This is a genomic window from Nocardiopsis ganjiahuensis DSM 45031, from assembly GCF_000341085.1.
GTDB classification, from domain to species: domain Bacteria; phylum Actinomycetota; class Actinomycetes; order Streptosporangiales; family Streptosporangiaceae; genus Nocardiopsis; species Nocardiopsis ganjiahuensis.
Genome location: NZ_ANBA01000015.1, coordinates 65,374 through 79,956 on the forward strand (window position 1 = coordinate 65,374; position 14,583 = coordinate 79,956).

Annotated in this window: 14 protein-coding genes; 2 read left to right on the forward strand and 12 right to left on the reverse strand. The window is 71.2% G+C overall.

The annotated features are described in order from the left end of the window. Positions 1-101: 101 nt before the first annotated feature. From D458_RS0121795 to D458_RS0121815, 5 genes are all read right to left on the reverse strand, one after another. Positions 102-1,163, reverse strand: coding sequence for a BMP family lipoprotein (locus D458_RS0121795; protein WP_017588864.1), 1,062 nt, complete (start codon positions 1,161-1,163; stop codon positions 102-104). A gap of 364 nt (positions 1,164-1,527) precedes the next feature. After that, the gene (locus D458_RS0121800) at positions 1,528-2,229 is read right to left on the reverse strand and encodes an alpha/beta fold hydrolase (protein WP_394296594.1); all 702 of its coding nucleotides are present in this window, start codon (positions 2,227-2,229) and stop codon (positions 1,528-1,530) included. Positions 2,230-2,430: 201 nt separating this feature from the next. Then, positions 2,431-2,775 (reverse strand): biotin/lipoyl-containing protein, encoded by a 345-nt coding sequence (locus D458_RS0121805; RefSeq protein WP_017588866.1) that lies wholly within the window; start codon positions 2,773-2,775, stop codon positions 2,431-2,433. A 5-nt stretch (positions 2,776-2,780) separates the two neighbouring features. Continuing rightward, positions 2,781-3,800: an alpha-ketoacid dehydrogenase subunit beta gene (locus D458_RS0121810; protein WP_017588867.1), complete on the reverse strand. Its 1,020-nt coding sequence runs from the start codon at positions 3,798-3,800 to the stop codon at positions 2,781-2,783. Beyond that, a complete protein-coding gene (locus D458_RS0121815; RefSeq protein WP_026119562.1) occupies positions 3,797-4,834 on the reverse strand; it encodes a thiamine pyrophosphate-dependent dehydrogenase E1 component subunit alpha in 1,038 nt (345 codons plus the stop codon). Before D458_RS0121815 ends, D458_RS0121810 begins: the two co-directional genes overlap by 4 nt. Before the next feature lie 703 nt (positions 4,835-5,537). Here D458_RS0121815 and D458_RS0121820 point away from each other — a divergent pair. Beyond that, positions 5,538-6,032 carry an Lrp/AsnC family transcriptional regulator gene (locus D458_RS0121820; RefSeq protein WP_017588869.1) on the forward strand — a complete coding sequence of 165 codons (495 nt, stop codon included), beginning with the start codon at positions 5,538-5,540 and terminating at the stop codon, positions 6,030-6,032. 18 nt (positions 6,033-6,050) lie between these two features. Here D458_RS0121820 and D458_RS0121825 read toward each other — a convergent pair whose 3' ends face one another. From D458_RS0121825 to deoC, 7 genes are all read right to left on the reverse strand, one after another. Then, a complete protein-coding gene (locus tag D458_RS0121825) occupies positions 6,051-7,724 on the reverse strand; it encodes a phospho-sugar mutase (RefSeq protein ID WP_017588870.1) in 1,674 nt (557 codons plus the stop codon). A gap of 247 nt (positions 7,725-7,971) precedes the next feature. Further along, on the reverse strand, positions 7,972-8,769 hold the full coding sequence (locus D458_RS0121830; RefSeq protein WP_017588871.1) for a purine-nucleoside phosphorylase: 798 nt from the start codon (positions 8,767-8,769) through the stop codon (positions 7,972-7,974). Between the two features lie 85 nt (positions 8,770-8,854). Then, the gene (locus tag D458_RS0121835; RefSeq protein WP_017588872.1) at positions 8,855-9,451 is read right to left on the reverse strand and encodes a GNAT family N-acetyltransferase; all 597 of its coding nucleotides are present in this window, start codon (positions 9,449-9,451) and stop codon (positions 8,855-8,857) included. Continuing rightward, the gene (locus D458_RS0121840) at positions 9,448-10,101 is read right to left on the reverse strand and encodes a GNAT family N-acetyltransferase (RefSeq protein ID WP_017588873.1); all 654 of its coding nucleotides are present in this window, start codon (positions 10,099-10,101) and stop codon (positions 9,448-9,450) included. The genes D458_RS0121835 and D458_RS0121840 overlap by 4 nt, the downstream gene beginning before the upstream one ends. Positions 10,102-10,166: 65 nt before the next feature. Continuing rightward, positions 10,167-11,135, reverse strand: a complete 969-nt coding sequence (locus D458_RS0121845) for an aldehyde dehydrogenase family protein (protein ID WP_017588874.1) — start codon at positions 11,133-11,135, stop codon at positions 10,167-10,169. After that, a complete protein-coding gene (locus tag D458_RS0121850) occupies positions 11,128-12,558 on the reverse strand; it encodes an aldehyde dehydrogenase family protein (protein WP_017588875.1) in 1,431 nt (476 codons plus the stop codon). Before D458_RS0121850 ends, D458_RS0121845 begins: the two co-directional genes overlap by 8 nt. Positions 12,559-12,561: 3 nt before the next feature. Continuing rightward, positions 12,562-13,509, reverse strand: a complete 948-nt coding sequence (gene deoC, locus D458_RS0121855; RefSeq protein ID WP_017588876.1) for a deoxyribose-phosphate aldolase — start codon at positions 13,507-13,509, stop codon at positions 12,562-12,564. 349 nt (positions 13,510-13,858) lie between these two features. Here deoC and D458_RS0121860 point away from each other — a divergent pair, with 349 nt between their 5' ends. Then, entirely contained in the window at positions 13,859-14,581 is a 723-nt protein-coding gene (locus tag D458_RS0121860; protein WP_017588877.1) for a hypothetical protein, read from the forward strand. Positions 14,582-14,583 lie beyond the last annotated feature (2 nt).

A 14,583-nucleotide genomic window follows, 5' to 3' on the forward strand; every position in this document is an offset into this window, starting at 1 on the left:
CGGCACCGGGAGGGGACTGCTCCCCTGCACCGGTGCCGTCCTGGGGCACTGTCACCGCGGGCTCTGCCCGCGGTGGGACAACATCATGCCTCGACCAGCGCTTACGGCTGGGTCGGGACCTCGATCTCGCCGTCGATGATCTCCTGCTTGATGGCGTCGAGCTCTTCCTGGATCGGCGCGATGGCCTCCTCGTTCGACTGTGTGTAGTCCACACCGCCGTCGGCGAGGTCGAAGCGCTGGATGCCGGTCTGCGGCTCACCGTCGACGACGGCCTTGATCATCTCGAAGACGGAGACGTCGACCTGCTTGATGGCGGAGGTCAGCACGTACGGCTTCTGCTCGTCCTCGGCGTTCTCGTACTGGTCGCTGTCGACGCCGATGAAGGTGAAGTCGTTGTCGACGGCGGCCTGGAGGACACCGTTGCCCGAGGCGCCGGCGGCGTGGTAGATCACGTCGGCGCCGCGGTCGTACTGGGCCTGGGCGGCCTCACGGCCCTGGGCCGGGTCGCTGAAGCCGCTGAAGTCCGGCGGCTGGCTCAGGTAGTTGACCTCGACCTCGATGTCCTCGTTCACGTGCTCGACGCCCGCGGCGAAGCCGGCCTCGAACTTGTGGATCAGCGGGGTCTCGACCCCGCCGACGAAGCCGACGTGGTCCTCCTCGGTGGTCAGCGCCGCGGCCGCACCGGCCAGGAAGGAGGCCTGCTCCTCGGCGAAGACCAGGCTGGTGACGTTCGGGAACTCCTCCTCGTCGACCTCGGAGTCGACGATCGCGAAGTTGGTGTCGGGGTAGTCCCCGGCCACGGCCTCCATGGGCTCCTGGTAGGCGAAGCCGACGCCGATGACGACGTCGAAGCCCTCCTCGGCCATGTTGGCGAGGCGGTCCTGCTTGTCGGAGTCGGCCTCACCGTCGGCCGGCTCGAAGTCGGCCGTCTCGACGCCGAGTTCCTCGGCCGCGCGCTCCAGGCCCCGGAAGGCGGAGTCGTTGAAGGAGCGGTCGCCGCGGCCACCGACGTCGTAGGCGAGACCGACGCGGACCTCGGAAGAGGCCTCCTCGTCGCTGCCTCCGTCGGCTCCGCCGTCTTCGGCCGCGTTGTCACACGCGGTCAGTGCCAGCACGCCCGCCGCGGCGACCGCGGCGAACTTGGCTGCGTTGCTGCGCTTCACTTGAAACTCTCCCCTTCGCCCTCTCAGCGGCCCGCATTCCGAGCGGAACCGACCTGAGTTCTGCTGCCGGACAATATCCGCTGGCCGAAAGTACACCTAACCAACGGACGGAGTTGTTATGAAGGCGAGAGCAGAGTGACACGGTGCCTTACCTGGAAGTTACCAACAGCACACCGGATCGGGGCAACCAACGGCCTATTGGCTGTTTTTGACCTCCCCTTCCCCTGAAAAACCGGCCCGTGCGACGGCGCGTGTCGTGACCTTCACCCAAGGTCACACGCCCACGTCGGACCCAACCGGTCTAGACCGGACTGACCCATTCGCGGCCGGTGCCCTCGGGCCACGGCGCCTCGTCGGGCCGAGCTCATTCGTCGAGGAAGGCCACGACGGCTTCCTTGAAGACCCTGGAGGAGACGGCGTTGGCGTGGTCGCGGCCGGGGATCTCCACGTGCGATCCGCCGCAGCGTTCGGCGAGCTCCCGCGCACCCTCCGCGACGGTGTCCCTGGCTCCGGAGACCAGGAGCACCGGGATCCCCTCGGGACGCGGTTCCTCCTGGAAGGGGCGGGAGGCCTGCCCCCGGGCACAGGCGGCGAGGGCCGCGGCGTCGTTGCCCGGAAGCCCGGCGACGGTGCGGTAGACGTGGTCGAAGGGGCTGTCCCCCTCGCCGGGTCCGGTCGTGTCCAGGCCGGCCAGGGCGTCGGCCGGGCCGAACCCGCCCAGGACCAGGCGGCGCACCCGCTCGGGCGCGGTGAGCGCGAGCTCCCAGGCCAGCCGGGACCCCATGGAGTAGCCGACGGCGTCGACGCTCTCCAGGCCCAGCTCGTCGAGCATCGCCAGGAGGTCGGCGACGAAGTGTTCGGGCAGGTAGAGACCGCTGTCGGTGGGTTTGTCGCTGGCCCCGTGGCCGCGCAGGTCCGGGCCGATGACACGGCGTCCGGCGGTGTCGAGGACACGCGGCCATCCGGCGGCGCGCCAATTCATGTCGAAGCTGGTCCCGAAACCGTGCAGCAGAAGCACCGGTACGGAGTCGGCCGGGTTCTGGGAAGGCAAATCCGCATAGCGCATTGTCACGTCTCCAGCGAGATTCGCAGTCATGAATCCTTCCGTTCTTATGCCGGGGGTGGGATTTGGTGGAAAAACACGAGGACCCATTCAGATGTTCCTATAAACGGGGACCCGTACGGGGCGCTGCCGTTTGTGTCGACATCCGAACGGGTCCCCGTTGAAGGTGGGACCTTCGGCGTAGTGGTCCAGGGGTGCCGGGCGTCAGTCCGTCGGGGGCTTGAGCCGCACCCGGCGCTTGGGCTTGGCGTCCTCGGTCGGGACGCGACCGACGATGCCGGCCTGCGGGGCGCTCTCCTCGACCTCGACGGCGAAGGTCACCAGCGGGTCGCCGACCGGGACGACCTGCTCCTCCTCGGCGTGCAGCTCGACCACGCGCCCGGCCTTGGGCGAGGGGATGACCACGGCCGACTTGGTGGTCTCCACCTCGACCAGCGGGTCGTTGCGGCCGATGGTGTCACCGACCGAGACCTGCCATTCGAGGACGGTGGCCTCGACCAGTCCTTCGCCCAGGTCGGGAAGGGTGAAGGTGATGTTCTCTTCTGCCATGTCGGCTAGTACTCCAGGGTTCGCTGGACCGCGAGCAGGACGCGGTCGATCGTCGGCAGGTACTGGGGCTCCAGCGGTCCAGCCGGGTAGGGGACGTCGAATCCGGTGACGCGCTGGACCGGGGCGGCCAGCTCACGGAAGCAGTTCTCGGTGACGAGGGTGGCCACCTCGGCACCGAGCCCGGCGGTGAGCGGGGCCTCGTGGACGACCACGGCGCGCTTGGTCCGCGAGACCGAGGCGGCCAGTCCGGCGGTGTCGATGGGCTTGAGCCAGCGCAGGTCCAGGACCTCCAGGTCGACCCCGTCCTCGGCGGCGAGTTCGGCGACCTGGACGCACTTGTGCACCATCGCGCCCCAGGCGACGAGGGTGGCGTGGCGTCCGGGGCGGACGATGCGGCTGGTGCCGATGGGGTCGGTGGGCTCGCTCAGTTGGACCGGGCGGCGGTCCCAGTAGCGGGCCTTGGGCTCCATGAAGACGACCGGGTCGTCGGAGCGCACCGACTGCAGCAGCAGGCTGTAGGCCTCACCGGGGTCCGAGGGGGCGACGACCTTCAGCCCGGGGGTGTGGGCGAAGAGGGCCTCGAGGCTCTCGCCGTGGTGTTCGGGCGCCTGGATGCCGCCGAAGGAGGGCAGGCGCAGGGTGATCGGCATGGGTGCGGCGCCGCGGGTGCGGTAGTTCATGCGCGCCACCTGGTTGACGATCTGGTCGACGGCCGGGTAGGCGAAGCCGTCGAACTGGAGCTCGGGGACGGGCCGCCAGCCGTTCATGGCCAGGCCGACCGCCATGCCCATGATGGCGGACTCGGCCAGCGGGGTGTCGAAGACGCGCTGGTCGCCGAACTCCTTCTGGAGGCCGTCGGTGACCCGGAAGACCCCTCCGAGGGCTCCGACGTCCTCACCGAAGACGAGGACGTTCGGGTCCTCCGAGAGCAGGACGCGCAGGGCGCGGTTGATGGCCTGCTGCATGGACAGCTCGACGGTGCGGGGCTCGACCGCGGTGTCGGCGCGTTCGATCAGCTCTGTCACAGCTCGACCTCTTCCTGCCAGGTGCGGTGCTGCCGGGTCAGCTCGTCGGTGGTCTCCCGGAAGACGTGGGTGAACAGCTCCGAGCCGTCGGGCTCGGGGGCGGCGGCGACCCCGTCGCGGATCTCCTCGGCCCTTCTGGCGGCCTCGGCATCGACGTCGGCGAAGAACTCCTCGTCGGCGTGCCCGGCCTCGAGCATGGCGGCGCGCAGCAGGTCGATGGGGTCGCGCCGGCGCCAGCGGTCGGCGTCGGACTCGTCGCGGTAGCGGCCGGGGTCGTCGGAGGTGGAGTGGGGCTCGACGCGGTAGGTGAGGGCCTCGATGACGGTGGGGCCGCCGCCGTTGCGGGCGCGTTCGACCGCCTCGGCGGTGACCGTGTGGACGGCTCCGGCGTCGTTGCCGTCGACGAGGACGCCGGTCATGCCGTAGCCCTCGGCGCGCGCGGCGATGGAACCGCCCGCGACCTGGCGCTCGTTGGGCACCGACAGGGCCCACTGGTTGTTCTGGCAGAAGAAGATGACGGGTGCCGTGAAGACCCCGGCGAAGTTCATGGCCTCGTGTACGTCGCCCTCGGAGCTGGCGCCGTCGCCGAAGTAGGCCATGGCGACGCCGTCGTCACCGCGGAGGCGTTCGCCGAGCGCCCAGCCCACGGCGTGGGGGACGGGGCCGCCGACCACCGCGTTGATGGCGCCGAAGCGGGACTCCATGACGTCGTAGAGGCCGCCGTGCCACAGGGCCCGGTGGGTGGCCATGTAGCCGACCATCTCGACGCCGTAGGCGAGGGCGGCGGCCATCTCACGGTAGGTGGGGAAGACGAAGTCGCGGGTGGGGTCGAGAGCGCTGGCGCTGCCGACCTGCGCGGCCTCCTGTCCCCGGACGGAGACGTAGGCGGGGAAGACGCCCTGGCGCTGGAGGGCGATGGCCTCGGTGTCCAGATCACGCGCGGTGCGCATGTCGCGGTAGAGGCCGCGGGTCAGTTCGGGTGTCAGGTGCTCCACGGTGATGGCGCCCTGACCCGTCGACTCTTGGGGTGGCATGTCGAGCGGCTCCCAACGTGGCCCTGCGCGCGTGGTGGCGCGACCGGGGCTCGGGGGTGGTCACGGTATGCCTTGATTCTCCGGCTAACTGTACATTTGCGCTAGATATGTCCGAACAGTCGATACATCAGCGAACGAAGACCCTGGTTTCGTTCCCATGTGTCCAGGTTCAGACACTCCACGCGAGGGAAAACGACACACAGCGCCAAACATCACGAAACGCCATCAACACCCTCACTCCCGAAGGCCACCCGAGGGTTGGAGCCCGGACACGGAGAGTGCACACACGGGGCGCGGGGAGCACCTTCACCTGCCCCGTCACAGGAGTCGTTGTATGTCCTTACAGATACGACAAATACGCACGGAATGGACCCATGGGCAAGAATTTCTGGCTGATTCCGGACAGGAGGGTGTAGTTACCGGCCAGTCAGGGAAACCCTGGGCCCACCCCGCGCGTCAACCTGAGTACAGTCGGAACTCCTCCGCCACACCCCCGTCTGGCGGTTCGCACAAGAGGTCCGAGCGCACCAATCCCCCGATCCCCCACTCGACCCACCAGCATCCGCCGAACGTGCGCCCAGCATCTCGCCGACTGAGATTTCGATGGACGAAAACAACGTTTACCTGGTATTTGCTTAGCTCCCTGTCAAAGATGACAGCGAGGAGCTGAGCACTGCGACAAGAGCACACGAGGAGCACGCACATGGCCATGGGCGACCAGCGCAGGAGCGGCCGGCGGCCGGACACGACCGACCAGACCATTCTGAGCGCGCTCGCCAAGGACGCTCGGACCGGCATCACGGAGATCGCCGCACTGGCCAACGTCTCCCGGGCCACGGCCTACAACCGGATCAAGCGGCTCACTGACGAGGGGGTCATCCGCGGCTACTCCGTGGTGACCGACCACTCCAAGATGGGGCTCGGCGTCACCGCGCTCGTCCTCATCTCCGGCAGCCAGCCCGACTGGCGGGCCAACCGGGAGATCCTCTCGTCCTACCCCGAGATCGAGTACTGCTGGTACGTGGTGGGGTCGGCGGACATCGTCCTGCTGGTCCGCGTCGCCAACACCAACCAGCTGCGTGACCTGATTCTGAGCCGTCTCCAGTCGCTCCCCGGCGTGACGTCCACCCAGACGCTCACCGTCATCGACGAGGTCGTACACCGACCGGTCGTGGAGCCCTCCGAGGGGAGCGAGTGACCTCGCCCCTCCCCCGGCTCAGCCCCTGACCACCTCGGCGACCGAGGCCATCAGTTCGGACAGCAGTTCCGATCCGCGCGCGCGGATGGCCGCGACGTCGTCGTCCACCCCCAACACCACCTCGGCGTAGGCCTTGAGCTTGGGTTCGGTCCCCGAAGGGCGCAGCGTCACCCGCCCCCACACCCCGCCCCCCAGCTCGAAGCGCAGAGCGTCGGTCGGCGGCAGCCCCTCATGGCCGCCGGCGAAGTCGACGACCCCCGACACCTTCAGGGGGCCGAACGCGGCGGGCGGTTCGGCGCGCAACCGCCGCATCGCCGCGGAGATCTCCGACAGGTCCTCCACTCGGACCGACAGCTGGTCGCTCAGGTGCAGACCGTACCTGCGCGCCTGGTCGTCGAGGAGGTCGACCAGGGTGCGGCCCCGCGCCTTGGCCTCCGCGGCCAGGGACAGCGCCGTCAGCGCGGCACTGATCCCGTCCTTGTCGGCCACCGGTCGGTCCCGGTCACCGCCCACGCAGTACCCCAGCGCCTCCTCGTAGGAGAACACCCTGCGCTGCCCGGGGGCGCCCGCGCGGGCCAGCCACTTGAACCCGGTCAGGGTCTCCTCGTAGTGCACGCCCCGGTCCCGGGCGATCTTGCCGAGCAGGCTGGAGGAGACGATCGAGGTGGCCACCACCCGCTCGTCACCGCTCGTGTGGTCGAGCACGTACGCGGCGAGCAGGCCGCCGACCTCGTTCCCGGTGAGCAGGCCGTGCCCGGGAACGGCGAGCGCCAACCGGTCGGCGTCGGGGTCGTTGGCCACCACCAGGTCGGCCCCGTGCGCCTCCCCCGCCGCCAGGGCCAGGTCCATCGCCCCCGGCTCCTCCGGGTTCGGGAAGGCGACCGTGGGGAAGTCGGGGTCGGGCTCGAACTGCTCCGCCACGACCTCGGGCGACGCGAAACCGGCCTTCTCCACCGCGGCCAGCAGCACCCGGCCGCCCACCCCGTGCAGGGGTGTGTAGACCACCGACAGGTCACGGGGGCCCTCGGGCACCATCGCGGTCACCGCGTCCAGGTACCCGCTGACCGCCTCGGGCCCCAGCACCGCCCAGTCCTCGCCCAGCGGGAGCGCGCCGACCGGCCCCACCTCGTCGATGGCGGCGGAGATCTCGGTGTCCACCGGGGAGACGATCTGACTGCCCGCGTCGTCGCCGGAGCCGCCCACGTACACCTTGTAGCCGTTGTCCTGGGGCGGGTTGTGGCTGGCGGTGACCACGATCCCGGCGTCCGCGCCGAGCTCTCGCAGGGTGTACGCCAGGACGGGGGTGGGCAGCGGGCCGGGCAGCAGGGACACCCTGTGCCCGGCCCCGGTGAGCACGGCCGCGCTGTCCCGGGCGAAGTCGGCGGACCGGTGCCGGGCGTCGTAGCCGATGACCACGTGCTTGCCGCCCTCGCCGAGCCAGGCTCCGATCCCCGCCGCGGCGCGCATGACCACGACCCGGTTCATCCGGTTGGGCCCGGCGCCCAGGGCACCGCGCAGACCCGCCGTACCGAACTCCAGCCGGGCGGCGAAGCGGTCGGTGAGGTCGGCCAGGGCCGCCCCGTCACCGGCCTCGACCCGGGCCAGCAGCGCACCCAGTTCTCCCCGGGTCGCGGGGTCCGGGTCCTGGTCGAGCCAGTCCCTGGCCTGGACGAGGAGGGCGGAGTCGAGCATGGGGAGGTCCTTTCCGGATGGCGGGCCACAGGGGGTGTTCTTTCCCGTTCGATCGCCGGGGAGGCCGATCCCCTTCAACACAGTGCGAGAGGAGTCGAGCCGTCAGCGAGGAACGAGCCAGAGTGAGAACTGCGCCCGAGGCGTCTGTCGAGGGTGGTGGCGGGCGACGGGCGGACGTGGACGACGATGCCGTGCCGCCTCGACCCGAACCCCTCCGCGGAAGCGACGGGCGGGCGGAGGCCCGAAATCAGAGCCGTTCGACGACGTCCGCGAGCAGGCGGCCCACGGTGGCGGCGGAGTCGCGTCCGGTGGCCAGGACGTCCTCGTGGTCGAGGTTGGCGCCCTGCAGACCGGCGGCGATGTTGGTGACCAGGGACATCCCCAGCACCCGCATCCCGGCCTCACGGGCGGCGATGGCCTCCAGGACGGTGGACATGCCGACCAGGTCGGCGCCCATGGCGCGGAGCATGCGGATCTCGGCGGGGGTCTCGAAGTGCGGGCCGGGCATGGCCGCGTAGACGCCCTCGGGCAGGTCGGGGTCGACCTCGCGGGCGATCGCGCGCAGTTCGGGGGTGTAGGTCTCGGTGAGGTCGACGAAGGTCGCTCCGCTCAGCGGCGACTTCGCGGTCATGTTGATGTGGTCGGCGATGAGCACCGGCGAGCCCACGGCGTAGTCGGTGTTGATACCGCCGGCGGCGTTGGTGAGCACGATGGTCTTCGCGCCCGCCGCGGCGGCGGTGCGCACGTTGTGCACGACCGCGTCGGTGCCGTGGCCCTCGTACAGGTGGGTGCGGCCCAGGAAGGCGAGGACGTGGCGGTCGCCGTCGGCGATGCTCCGGAGGGTGCCGCTGTGGCCGTCCACGGCCGGGGGCAGGAACCCGGGGAGTTCGGAAGAGGGGAGTTCGTGCTCGGAGTCGCCGAGCAGGTCGGCGGCGGTCGCCCAACCGGACCCCATCACCAGGGCCACGTCATAGCTGTCCACACCGGTGCGCGAACGCAGCTCGGTTGCGGCCTCCTCGGCGGCGGCCTGGGGTGTGCGAGTCACTGCGAGTTCTCCGTTCGTCGGTACCGCGTGCGCGGTTCGGGGTGGGTGCCGGTGTCCCGGAACCGGGTGTGTGCCGGCCCCGGGTCTACGGGCTTCCGGGGTGCAGGGGGCGCGCCATCACTTCCTGGGGTCCCGCGCTTCCGGGCACGACCGTCCCGGTGAAGTCGAAGCCCGAGGCCTTGTAGACGCGCTGCGCCGGCTGGTTGGCCTGGTTGACGCACAGCACGATGGTGTCGGCGTGCGGTGCCACCTCCTCGGCCAGGCCGTCCAGCAGGGGTGCGGAGCACGAGGCCCGGCCGACCCCCCGGCCCTGCCATTGTGGCGTGACGTAGTAGGCGCGCAGCAGTACGGCGCGCTCCGGCGAGTCGACCAGCTCCGATCGGATGGCCCGGTCCAGGACCCCGAACCCGGCGCAGGCGGCCCGGGCCGAGTCGAGGTCGGTCAGCGCCCCTTCCAGGGCCACGACCGCGTACGGGAAGCGCTCGGGGTCGCGGTCGGCGTCGGGGAGGGTCCGGACGGGCAGGCCGGTGAAGCGCAGCTGCTCGGGCGGCAGGTCGTGTCCGAGCAGGGCCTCGCGGAGCAGGGCCGTCTCGGCGGACTCCTCGTCCAGCCGGACCAGGCGCACCTGGGCGGTGTCCCAGCGGCCCGCCGCCCTCTTCCGGGAGCCCTTCCAACGCGTCATCGTGGCTCCGGCAGCTGGGGGACGGGGTGGTAGCCGGTCCGCACCGGCCGCGCGAGGACGCTCTGCATGCCGTGCTCGCCCGCGTCGTGGCGGCGGCCGGTGGGCGTGAACCCGGCGGCCCGGTAGGTGCGGTCCCCGGCTTCGTTGCCGTCGGTGACGCACAGCACGATCCGGTCGGCACGGGGCGCGATCGCCGCCACCAGCAGGTCGAGGAGCGGGGCGGCGCAGGCGGCCCGGCCGATGCCCCGGCCCTGGTGTTCGGGGGTGACGTAGAAGGCGCGCAGCAGCACCGCGCGGTCGGGGTCGTCGACGAGCGCGCGCAGCACGGCCGGGCGCCGGTCGATGATGCCGAACCCCGCGCAGGCCTCGAGTGCGGCGGAGCGGTCGGTCAGCGGGACGTCGTTGCGCACGACGGCGTAGGGGTAGCGGTCCGGGTCCTCGTCGGCACGCGGCAGGGTGTGTACCGCCTCGGCGACGAACCGGCGCTGCTCCGGGGCCACCCGGTGGCGGGGCACCACCTCGCGCAGCAGGGCCACCTCGGGAGTGGTGCGGTCCAGGCGGACCAGGCGCAGACCCGGCACGCGACGCGGTTCGGGCACCGGGGCCCCGGTGAGCTGGGTCTCGGCCTGTTCTGGAGTGTTCGCGGACACCGTTCCTCCATTGGGCTGTCGGTCCGGTCCGCCCCCCGAAGCGGGGGCGGGCCGGGCCGTCAGTCTTACACCCCGACCGGGTGCCAGACCGTCTTGGTCTCCAGGAAGGGAGTCATCCGGGAGGTGCCGGGGTCGGCGTCGAACCAGGCGTCCTCCCCTCCCTCGGCCTCGGGGCCGGGGCGCAGCACCCGGGTGAGGGTGTCCGCCGCGGCCTTCTCGAACTCCACCGCCGACGTCCCGGCCCCGGTCAGGTCCAGGGCGTTGACGTCGGCGTGCGAGGCCAGGTGCGGGCCGATCTCGGCCGCCTTGCCGGTGAGCAGGTTGACCACGCCGCCGGGCAGGTCGGAGGTGGCGAGCACCTCGGCGAGGTCGATCGCGGCCAGCGGCGCCTTCTCGGAGGTGACCACCACGGCGGTGTTGCCGGTGGCGATGACCGGGGCGATCACCGAGGTGAGCCCGAGCAGCGGGGCGTCCTGGGGCGCGAACACCGCGACCACGCCGGTGGGTTCGGGTGCGGAGTGGTTGTAGAAGGGCCCGGAGACGGGGTTGGCCCCGCCCAGGACCTGGGCGAACTTGTCGGTCCAGCCCGCGTAGTACACCCAGCGGTCCACGGCCGTGGACACCGTGCGGTCCGCCTCGGCCCGGGACAGGCCCCGGGCGTCGACGAGCCGGGCGGCGAACTGCTCGCGGCGCCCCTCCATGACCTCGGCGACCCGGTACAGGATCTGGCCGCGGTTGTAGGCGGTGCGCCCGGACCAGCCGCCGAAGGCCTTGCGGGCGGCGCCGACCGCGTCGCGGGCGTCCTTGCGGGAGGCGAGCGAGGCGTTGGCCAGGTGGGTTCCGTCCGCTGAGGCCACGGGGTAACTCCTGCCGGACTCCGAGCGCGGGAAGGCCCCGCCGAGGTAGAGCTTGTAGGTCTTGCGGACCGCGAGGCGGGCCGGTACGGCGCCGGCCCCGGCCGCCGTCCCGGCCGCCTCGGCCTTGGCGCCGGCCTTGGCCGCGCCCTTCTTCTTGTTCTCGCGCCGCTCAGCCAAGGTAGGCCTCCAAACCGTGGCGGCCGCCCTCGCGGCCGTATCCCGACTCCTTGTAGCCGCCGAAGGGGCTGGTCGGGTCGAACTTGTTGAACGTGTTGGACCAGATCACACCGGCACGCAGGCGCTCGGCGGTCCACAGCATGCGGGAGCCCTTCTCGGTCCACACGCCCGCGGACAGCCCGTAGGGGGTGTTGTTGGCCTTGGTGACGGCCTCCTCCGGGGTGCGGAAGGTCAGGACCGACAGCACGGGGCCGAAGATCTCCTCGCGGGCCACCCGGTGCGCCTGGCTGACGCCGGTGAGCACGGTGGGCGCGAACCAGTAGCCGCGCTCGGGCAGCTCGCACGCGGGCGACCAGCGCTCGACGTTCTCCTCGTCGGCGGTGGCGGTGAGCTCACGGACCCGCTCCAACTGGGCGGCGGAGTTGATCGCGCCGATGTCGGTGTTCTTGTCCAGCGGGTCGCCCAGGCGCAGCTTGGAGATGCGCTCCTTGAGACGGGGCAGGAACTCCTCGGCGATCGACTCCTGGACGAGCAGGCGCGAACCCGCGCAGCACACGTGGCCCTGGTTGAAGAAGATGCCGGAGACCACGCCCTCCACGGCCTGGTCGAGGGCGGCGTCGTCGTAGACGATGTTGGCGCCCTTGCCGCCGAGCTCCAGGGTGACGCGCTTGTCGGTGCCGGCCACGGCGCGGGCGATCTGGCGGCCCACCTCCGTGGAGCCGGTGAAGGCGACCTTGTCGGTGCCCGGGTGCTGGACCAGGGCCCGGCCGGTCTCGCCGGCGCCGGTGAGGATGTTGACCACGCCCGGGGGCAGGTCGGCCTCCTGGCAGATCTGGGCGAAGACCAGCGCGGTCAGCGGGGTGGTCTCGGCGGGTTTGAGCACGACGGTGTTGCCGGTGGCCAGGGCCGGGGCGATCTTCCACGCGAGCATGAGCAGCGGGAAGTTCCACGGGATGACCTGGGCGGCCACGCCGAGCGGCCTGGGGTCGGGGCCCAGCCCCGCGTGGGAGAGCTTGTCGGCCCAACCGGCGTAGTAGAAGAAGTGCGCGGCGACCAGCGGGAGGTCGACGTCGCGGGTCTCCTTGATGGGCTTGCCGTTGTCCATCGACTCCAGGACGGCCAGCTCGCGGGAGCGCTCCTGGATGATCCGGGCGATGCGGAAGAGGTACTTGCCGCGCTCGGCTCCGCTCATGCGGCTCCACACGGTGTCGTACGCGCGTCGGGCGGCGGCGACGGCGCGGTCGACGTCCTCCGGCGCGGCGACGGCCACCTGGGCGAGCTTCTCCTCGTCGGCCGGGTTGAGCGTGGTGAGGTACTCACCGCTCCGCGCCGGGGTGAACTCGCCGTCGATGAACAGGTCGTAGGTCTCGCGCAGGCTGACGACGGAGCGGGACTCCGGTGCGGGCGCGTACTCGAAGATCACGGCTCAGTCCTGCGTGTAGTAGTCGGGGCCCGGGTAGGTGCCGGTGGACAGCCTGGTGCGCTGCATGAGCAGGTCGTTGAGCAGGCTGGAGGCGCCGATGCGGAACAGGTCCGGGGTCAGCCAGTCGGGGCCGGCGGTCTCGTTGACCAGGACCAGGTTGCGGACGGCGTCCTTGGTGGTGCGGATCCCCCCGGCGGGCTTGACGCCGATGCGGCGGCCGGTGGCGGCGAAGTGGTCGCGCACGGCCTCCAGCATGATCAGGGTGACCGGCGGCGTCGCGGCCGGGGCGACCTTGCCGGTGGAGGTCTTGATGAAGTCCCCTCCGGCCCGCATGGCCAGGTGGGAGGCGCGGCGCACGTTGTCGTAGGTGACCAGCTCGCCGGTCTCCAGGATGACCTTCAGGTGCGCTTCACCGCAGGCCTCCTTGACCGCGACGATCTCCTCGTGCACCTTCAGGTAGTCGCCGGACAGGAAGGCGCCGCGGTCGATGACCATGTCGATCTCGCTCGCGCCGTCGGCGACCGCCTGCCGGGTGTCGGCCAGCTTGACCTCCAGGGGCGCGCGCCCGGACGGGAACGCGGTGGCCACCGAGGCCACGCCGATCCCGGTGCCGCGCAGCGCCTCGACGGCGGTGGCGACCATGTCGGGGTAGACGCACACGGCGCCCACGTGCGGCACGGTGCGGTCGGCCGGGTCGGGCAGGGCGGCCTTGGCGCACAGGGACCGGACCTTGCCGGGTGTGTCCGCGCCCTCGAGCGTGGTGAGGTCCACCATGGAGATGGCCAGGTCGATGGCCTTCGCCTTGGCGGTGGTCTTGATCGACCGGGTGGACAGGTCCTGGGCACGGGCCCGGGCGCCGACCTCGTCGACCCCCGGGAGGCCGTGCAGGTAGGCCCGGAGCGCGTGGTTGGTCGTCGCCTCGGGCGCGAATGCGGTGTGGGGCACGGGCACCTACAGCTCGTCGGTTCAACTGGGGCCGTCCGCTGCTGCCAGCGCAAACGGCGTGTCCTCGCTTGACGCGGGGTGGTGTCCCCCGCCGTCAGGCAGTCACCATAACCCCGGGCCGGGCCGCCGTCAGTCCCCCTCGGGTACGCGCCCGCCAAGGTTGGAGGAGACTCTAAAGCCAGACCGCATCTGAAGTCGTCCTTTCATCCAACCATGCGGCGGGAAAGCCTGAAAAACACGGTTTCGGACCGAAGGGTCGGCGCACGTGAGCCAGCCGCGGTCTAGACCGGACCACTCCCCTGGACCGCCCGAACGCTTCCGTGTCCGGTGTCGGAGTGGGGCGTAACCTGGGGGCATGGCGGAGTTTCGGATCAGCAGCGATGACAAGCAGGTCGACCTGCGCAGAATGGCCACGGCGCTGGCCGAGTCGCAGGGGTGGGCGCGCGAGGACGTGAGCATCTGGGACAACCGCCAGGGAGAGGTGATCGTGACGATCGACGACTCCCTGCTGCGCAAGCCCGACGCCGACCCGCTGCACCGGCCCCGGCACACACCGCACGCGGTGCACGACGCCTGCGAGATGCTGCGCCGGGAGGACGCCTCGCTGCGCGGGGTGGACTTCCCCTATCTCAAGGCCGAGAGCGCCCGGTTCTTCTCCGCCGGATGGACCCTGGCCGACCTCCAGCACGCCCTGGGCCACCGGCCCGACGGGGTGGAGTGGGAGCGGGGACCCGAGTACCGGGGCACCCGCTGGTTCGTCCACCGGTTGTCGGCGTGGAAGACGCCCGACGGCGACATCCGGCCCTCGCAGTCCCAGGAGTCGGCGCAGCTGCGGGTGATCAGCCGGGCCGGGCTGCCCATGGACATCGGACTGCCCGAGGACACCGAGCTGTCCGCGCGCCCGGTGGCCAGCCCTGCGGTGGCGCGTTCGGCCGCCGACGACGCCCGCCGCCTCATCCGGCAGAACACGCGCACCACCACGGACACGCTGGCGCTCCAGGACCGCACCTCGGCACACATCACGCGCCCTGGCGACCAGCACGGGGACCAGCCCGGAGAGCGGTCCGGGGACCGGTAGCA

Bases quoted from the DNA above. Each gene is read 5' to 3' on its own strand.
- D458_RS0121800 (WP_394296594.1), bottom strand. From the start codon at position 2,229: ATGCGCTATGCGGATTTGCCTTCCCAGAACCCGGCCGACTCCGTACCG.
- D458_RS0121805 (WP_017588866.1), bottom strand. From the start codon at position 2,775: ATGGCAGAAGAGAACATCACCTTCACCCTTCCCGACCTGGGCGAAGGA.
- D458_RS0121815 (WP_026119562.1), bottom strand. From the start codon at position 4,834: ATGCCACCCCAAGAGTCGACGGGTCAGGGCGCCATCACCGTGGAGCAC.
- D458_RS0121820 (WP_017588869.1), top strand. From the start codon at position 5,538: ATGGCCATGGGCGACCAGCGCAGGAGCGGCCGGCGGCCGGACACGACC.
- D458_RS0121825 (WP_017588870.1), bottom strand. From the start codon at position 7,724: ATGCTCGACTCCGCCCTCCTCGTCCAGGCCAGGGACTGGCTCGACCAG.
- D458_RS0121835 (WP_017588872.1), bottom strand. From the start codon at position 9,451: ATGACGCGTTGGAAGGGCTCCCGGAAGAGGGCGGCGGGCCGCTGGGAC.
- D458_RS0121860 (WP_017588877.1), top strand. From the start codon at position 13,859: ATGGCGGAGTTTCGGATCAGCAGCGATGACAAGCAGGTCGACCTGCGC.